Below are 6,735 nucleotides of genomic sequence, written 5' to 3' on the forward strand. Positions count from 1 at the left end.
GGGAGGGCCGCCGAGGCCCGAGCGTGTAGTGGCCCGTCAGATTCGCGCATCGGAGGTCTCCACTCCTCGCGCGTTAGATGCATGACGCTGTTATAATGATCGTGTGACTCGTCAGGTGCGCACCTCTCCCGGCGCGGCGTATGACCTCGGGTACCACGTCGCGTGGTGCCCGAAGTACCGCCGCCCGGTCCTTGGCGGGCGGGTGAAGACCCGCCTGGAGGAGTTGATCCGAGCCAAGGCCGAAGAGCACGACTGGGAGATCGTGGCGCTTGAAGTGATGCCCGACCACGTGCACCTGTTCGTCAAGCCCCACCCGAAGAACTCGCCGTCGTACGTGGCCAACCAGTTCAAGGGGTTCACCTCCCACCACCTGCGCGCCGAGTTCGCGCACCTGCGCTCCCAGCTGCCCACGCTGTGGTCGCGCTCCTACTTCGTGGCCACGGTCGGCACAGTGTCCGAGCAGACGGTGCGGCGCTATATCGAGACGCAGTATGAGCGGCCGTCCAAGGGTGGCGGTCGTGCGTAGGTCGTACAAATTCCTCATCCGCCCGACCGCGCACCAGCAGATCGCGCTGACGGCATGTCTCGACGACCACCGGACCCTGTACAACGCCGCCCTTGAGGAGCGCCGCGAGGCCTACAGGCGGGCGAAGGTCGGCATCCGGTACGGCGACCAGTCCGCTCAGCTGAAGGAGATCCGCGCCTTCGACCCCGACCACGCGCGGTGGTCGTTCTCCTCCCAGCAGGCCACGCTCCGCCGGTTGGACAAGGCGTTCCGCGCGTTCTTCGACCGCGTGAAGAAGGGCCAGACGCCCGGTTACCCCCGGTTCAAGGGGCGGGGCTGGTTCGACACGGTCGAGTGGCCGAAGGATGGGGACGGCTGCCGGTGGGACTCCCAGCCCGAACACCCCTCCGCGACGTTCGTCCGCCTCCAGGGCATCGGGCACGTCCGCGTCCACCAGCACCGCCCGGTCGAGGGCCGGATGAAGACGATCAGCGTGAAGCGGGAGGGTTCCCGCTGGTACGTGGTGCTGTCGTGTGACGACGTGCCCGCCGAGCCGCTTCCCGCGACGGGTGCGATGGCCGGGATCGACATGGGTGTGGCCTCTCTGGTCACCACCAGCGACGGCGTCCACCTGGCCAACCCGCGCCACCTGGCCGCGTCCGCCGATCGGCTCGCTGACGCGCAGCGCGACCTGGCCCGCAAGAAGCGGGGCTCCAAACGTCGTCGCAAGGCGGTTGCCCGCGTCGCCGCCCTGCACGCCAAGGTCCGCCGTCAACGCTTGGACGGCGCGCACAAGGCAGCCAACGCGCTGGTACGCGACTACGACGTCATCGTGCACGAGGACCTGCGGATCGCGAACATGACCAAGGCCCCAGCGCCGAAACCAGACCCCGACCAGCCGGGCGCGTTCCTGCCCAACCGCGCGGCGGCCAAGGCCGGGCTGAACAAAAACATCCTGGACGCGGGTTGGGGGGTGTTCCTGACGATCCTCGTACACAAGGCTGAAAGCGCCGGTCGAGAGCTGATCGCGGTGAACCCCGCCAACACCTCCCGCACGTGTGCCCGCTGCGGGCACTGCGCTGCGGAGAACCGCGTCACCCAGGCCGAGTTCCGATGTACGGCGTGCCGCCACGAGGCACACGCCGACGTCAACGCGGCGATCAACATCCTCAGGGCAGGGCTTGCCCTTCGCGACGCTGCGCAAGCGGCTTAACGAGAAGCCGCCCTCTTTAGGGGGCGGAGGAGTCACGAAGAAACCCCCGCACACCGGCGAGGGTTGAAGAGAAGAAATCGGCAGATCAGGGGCCGAATAGGTTGACCTTGGCCACGCCATCGGCATGCACATTTATGGTGAACACCCCGTCATTAGTGCTGTAATCGGACAGCAGGTTCCGCAGCAGGACCGCCCGATTGGACAGAGCGGTGGCGTAGATCAGCAGCCCGCGAGCACCGGTGATGGTCGAGCCCGTCCACTGCGGGTTCGCGAAATCCCACCGCATATAGCCCGGACTGCCGCTCAGCTCCTCGAACACCACGCTGGTGAGAGCAGCGCCGCCAGCCGTGTACCCGGTGCCGCTAACCTCGTTTGCGTTGAACGGGGCACTGCCGTACGCCGGGTTGGCCTGCGATCCGTCCGGCGTCGTGATCGAGTTAGTGAACAGGGCCGCCTTGAAAGCGCCGGCGCCCGCGTCACCCAAATTCAGGGCGATCACGTTAGTCAGCGCCTTGACCTGCGTATCAACGAACCAGAGGTCCTTAACGATCGCCACGGCCTCACACCTTTAGATTGATCGTGACGTCCTGGCGGCCGTCGGCGTGCTCGGTCACCACGTTGCCGAGCTGGTCGGTCGTCGCCCGGAAGCTCACGCCGTCCGGGCGTTCCCCGTAGGCGTGCTGATCTCGGGTCGCGTATGTCCAGCCGCCGGCCGGTGGAGTCTGAAGGCTCTTGCGGCGCAGGTACTCGCCGAAAGTGATCCCCGATCGTGGATCCCAGGGCATACGAAAATCGCCTCCTGTCGAGGTCGAAATGAGGTCGGCCTATAGCTGCGATTTGGTTACATGTCGCGGCAAAGTGCCCACGCGGCGCCATTGGACCGTGTCAGGATGGCGAGCCGTCGGGGGACATCACGCGCCATCAATCACTGGAGAGACATGAGAATTCGCCACGCCCTCGCCCTGGCTGTGGTCGCCGCCGGGCTGACCGCGTGCGGCACGCCAACCGTGACGAGCACCCCGGACACCGCCGCCCAGGAAGCCGCCATCAGTAAGCCGTCCGACGCGCCGTCGACGGAGACCGCACCGTCGTCCGCGCCGAAGCAGGCGAAGATCGGCGACGTCATCACCCTGAAGGACAACAGCGGCGATAGGCAGGTCGCGGTCAAGCTCAACCGTGTGATCACCTCCGGAGCCGCAGCGAACGAGATCGCCAAGCCCGGAGCCGGGCAGCGCTTCTACGGAGTAGAGGTGATCCTGAAGAACAGCGGCTCCGAAACGTTCACCGACTCACCCGGCTCCGGCGGCAAGGTCATCGACGCTGAAGGGCAGGAGTACGAAAAGGCGCTGTTCGGCGAAATCGCAGGCGAGCACAATCTCGGCGAGGTCACCATGACTCCAGACGCGGTCCGCAAGGGAGTGATCGTGTTCGAGGTTCCCGCCAAGGCTAAAATCGTTGAATTTCAGCTGGCACTCTCATCCGGCCTCGCCGACCAGAAGGGACTGTGGGCCACCAAAAAATAAGTGGCCCACCGCCCTCAACGCCCGGCCGCCCGGACCCCTCGACCCAGCAGGTAGCGCAGCTCTCCCGCGATGGCGTACGGGGACTGCTCGGGGGTGACATGCATTTCCTCGACGTTCACCATCGGCCCATCTCCGCCGCGCGCACCTCCACCCTGGGAGATGGCCTGCCACTGCCGGTCCGTGAGGACCGGTTCCGGGCGGCCGGTGCCGTTGTAGACCAGGTTGGTGCCCGGCATCAGGTAGCCGCCGTCGTCGTAGGCGGGGCGGCGAATCGCCTGGGCAGTACGAGCGGCGGTCTCGCGCACCGAGGCGCCGGTGTACGGCGCCTCGATGATCTTGCTTGCGCTGCTGTACAGCCATACATGACCCGAGTGCGGGAAGCCGAGGTCGCCAGCCTGCGGCGACGCAACCCCCTTGCCGTAGTTGATCTGGTCATACGTCACACGCGGAACATCGGTCAGCCCCGCCGCCTGCAACGCCCGCATAGTCAGACCGGAGCAGTCGAAAGAGTCCGGGCCGGTCGCCCCCCACTTGTACGGCTTGCCGATCTGAGCCCGCGCGAACTGGACCGCCTTGTGCTGACTGGCTCCGCCATAGGTCTCCTCCCGTTCCCCCAGCATGCTGATGAAGCCGCCGATCAGCGCCTTGGGGATGCCGGTCAGCATCTTCGCCCACGGGGTATTGCCCATCGCCGCGGACGCCTGGGCCAGCAGCGGGTTGAGCAGCGTCTCCGCGCCGACCTTGATCCCGCCGGCGAGAGCCTCCTTGACGTCCCCGACGATCCCGCCGCCGGCGAACGCCCCGGCGAATCCGCCAGGATCCCCGGCGACGCCGAGGAATTTGGCCACCCCGCCGACGCCACCCTTGCGGGCTGCGGCGTTGGCGCCATGCACGTAGTTTTCGCCGACGGCCCGCGTCCACTCCGGCCGCATGATGGCCTCGCCGCCGGAGACCGCCGCCAAGCCGACATCTCTGCCGGGCGTGTACCCGGGATAGATGCCGCCCCGGGCGAATTTGATCTCATCCAGCTCGGGCAGTTTCAGCGTCTTCGCGACAGCATTCCAGACCTTCAGAATGCCGTTGTTGTAAACGGTGTCCACGATGAACTGGACAGGCTTTTTCGCAACCTCTTTCAGTCCGTTCCAGAAACCTTCAATCAGGCTGACACCCTTTTTGAAGCCGTCTGGAATGTCTTCCGTGACAAACTTCCACAACGCCGAAAGAGCCGGTTTGATGACGTTTTCCCAGGCCGTCTTGATGACTTCGCCGACCTTGGTGAACGCTGGCTTCACCACGTTCTCGTACAGCCAGGAGATCTTCGGGCCGAGGGTCTCCGTGATGAACGCCCACAGAGCCTTCAGGGCAGGCTGGATGACCGTGGTCCAGGCCGCCTTGATGGCCTCGCCCGCTTTGGTGAAGGCGGGCTTGATGATGTTCTCCCACAGCCACGTGACCTTCGGGGCCAGCGTGTTCTGAATGAACCCCCAGAGGGCTTTCAGGGCAGGCTGAATAACGCCGTTCCACGCCGCTGCGACTACGGTCGAGATGCCGTTCCAGGCCGGGACGATGATGCTGTTCCACAGCCATTTGAAGACCGGAGCCAACGTGTTCTGGATGAATCCCCACAGGGCCTTCAGGGCAGGCTGGATAACCGCCGTCCAGGCTGTGGAGACGGCGGTCTTGATGCCCTCCCAGGCGGCCGTGACGACCGTGCGGAACGTTTCGGAGTTGTTCCACGCGTAGATCAATCCAGCGACGAGCAGCCCGATCGCGGTGATGATCAACCCGATGGGATTAGCGGACAACGCGAGGTTGAGGATCCGCTGGGCCGCGGCCCAGACGATGGTCGCGGTCCTGACGACGCCCTGTGCCGCCGCAGCCAGCAGCATCCTCGCCCGGGCAATACCGGCCTGAAGCGCGATGCGCCCGTACTCCAGGGCGACCTTGCCCAGACCGAGCGCCGCAGTGGCAGCGGTCCGGGCGGCGGTCGCGATCGCACTACCTGCCGTCCGGGCAGCCGTCGCGGCCTTACCTGCGGCGGCCTGGATGCCGCTCCACGCGGTGGCGGCGCCCTTCGCGGCGGCTGACGCCGCGGATTTCGCCGCGGTCGCGATCGTGCTACCCGCCGTGCGGGCGACGGAGGCGGCCTTGGATGCGGCAGTCTGAATGCCGCCCCATACCGCCGTGCCTGCCTTCCCGGCGCCGGAGGCGATTCCCCTCACCGCGGAGGAGATGCCAGAGGCGGCCCCCTTGATGAGCTTCGCGCTCCCCGTCGCGGCCGACGACAGGCCGGACCAGACGCGCTTCGCGCCGCTGACAATGGACGAGGCGGTTTGGATGCCCTTCTTGACGCCGTCGACGGCGGTCGTGATGATCTTCCAGCCCTTGACGGCCGCCCAGATGCCAGCAATCCCGAGCGCCACGGCTTGGAGCTGGCCGGAGCTGAGCCCGGCCAGCCAGTCGGTGAAGGACACCAGCACGTCCAGGACACCGGACCCTGCTGAGGGGGCGCCCTGGAAAAGCTTGCCGATGACGGTGCCGACGTTGCTGATGATCGTGATGATCTTCGGCACGTTGGCCTGCGCGTAGGCGATGAAGTCCTTGAAGCCCTGTGACCCGGACAACCCCTTTCCCCAGGTCGCGAACGCCGACGCAGCCTTCTGGATGCCGCCTACCACTGTGGGCACGAAAGGCAAGAAAGCCTTGATCACACCAGCGATACCAGTGACGACGCTTCCCAGGGACGTACCGAGCCCGGTGATTGCCTGTGGGGCGGCGTCCGACATCTTCGTAAAGAAGTCAGACCAGAACTTGCCGTCTACAGACTTGGGATTCAGCGCCTTAGCCGCCGCCTCCTGCAGCCCGGCGAGAGCCTTTGCTGAACCGGTGACCAGCGGAGTGAGCGGCTTGAAGAGCTTCTGCATGATCTTCAGGCCGCCGGTGATCAGCGGCAAAACCGCCGGCTCAAGCTTCTCCTGCCACGCCTCATAAGCGTCGGTGAACTTCTTGACCTGCTTGGCGGCCGACTGCGCCGTCGAAGAAAGCTTCGAAAACTTGGTGGCCTCTACACCGACCGGCTTCGCTGCCGGGGCAGCCTTTGGCTTCTCCTTCGCCGCGGTCTGCTGCAGCCGCAGCAGCTTCAGCTGGGCTTCGGAGTCCTTGACCGCCTGATTGGCCTTCTTGATCTTGTCCTTGGCTGCGACGACCTGCTTGCTGCCCTCCACGCCCGCCTTGTCGGACGCCGCCTGCTCCGTCCGCAGATCCTTCGCGCGGTCCTTGGCGTCCTTGTGGCGCTGCTCAGCTTCCCGAACCGCCAGCTCAGCCCGCCGCATCTCCAGGTCGGTCACCTTCGAATCGGGCTTCTGCGCGTCCGTCTGGAGTTTCGCCAGGCGCTCGCGCGCCTCCTCCACCGATAGAGCCGCCGACTCCTCCGACAGGGCCGCGTTCGCCACCGACCGGGCGAGATCCTCGGCGGCCTGCTTCGCTGCCCGGCG

General features: G+C 66.1%; 6 protein-coding genes. 3 read left to right on the forward strand and 3 right to left on the reverse strand.

Annotated elements, in window-relative coordinates; genetic code table 11:
• The first annotated feature begins 115 nt into the window (after nt 1-115).
• Nucleotides 116-526 carry an IS200/IS605 family transposase gene (gene tnpA / locus ACWEF2_RS27275; RefSeq protein WP_453819197.1) on the forward strand — a complete coding sequence of 137 codons (411 nt, stop codon included), beginning with the start codon at nt 116-118 and terminating at the stop codon, nt 524-526.
• Entirely contained in the window at nt 519-1,718 is a 1,200-nt protein-coding gene (locus ACWEF2_RS27280; protein WP_453819190.1) for an RNA-guided endonuclease InsQ/TnpB family protein, read from the forward strand. Before tnpA ends, ACWEF2_RS27280 begins: the two co-directional genes overlap by 8 nt.
• A gap of 85 nt (nt 1,719-1,803) precedes the next feature.
• Here ACWEF2_RS27280 and ACWEF2_RS27285 read toward each other — a convergent pair whose 3' ends face one another.
• Nucleotides 1,804-2,274: a hypothetical protein gene (locus ACWEF2_RS27285; protein ID WP_453819191.1), complete on the reverse strand. Its 471-nt coding sequence runs from the start codon at nt 2,272-2,274 to the stop codon at nt 1,804-1,806.
• A 4-nt stretch (nt 2,275-2,278) separates the two neighbouring features.
• A complete protein-coding gene (locus ACWEF2_RS27290; protein ID WP_453819192.1) occupies nt 2,279-2,503 on the reverse strand; it encodes a hypothetical protein in 225 nt (74 codons plus the stop codon).
• Nucleotides 2,504-2,656: 153 nt separating this feature from the next.
• Here ACWEF2_RS27290 and ACWEF2_RS27295 point away from each other — a divergent pair, with 153 nt between their 5' ends.
• Nucleotides 2,657-3,241 carry a DUF4352 domain-containing protein gene (locus ACWEF2_RS27295; protein ID WP_453819193.1) on the forward strand — a complete coding sequence of 195 codons (585 nt, stop codon included), beginning with the start codon at nt 2,657-2,659 and terminating at the stop codon, nt 3,239-3,241.
• A 14-nt stretch (nt 3,242-3,255) separates the two neighbouring features.
• On the opposite strand, the gene ACWEF2_RS27300 is transcribed toward ACWEF2_RS27295, so the two are convergent.
• Nucleotides 3,256-6,693: an NlpC/P60 family protein gene (locus ACWEF2_RS27300; RefSeq protein ID WP_453819194.1), complete on the reverse strand. Its 3,438-nt coding sequence runs from the start codon at nt 6,691-6,693 to the stop codon at nt 3,256-3,258.
• Nucleotides 6,694-6,735 lie beyond the last annotated feature (42 nt).

The sequence above is a fragment of the Streptosporangium sp. NPDC004631 genome, from assembly GCF_053601935.1.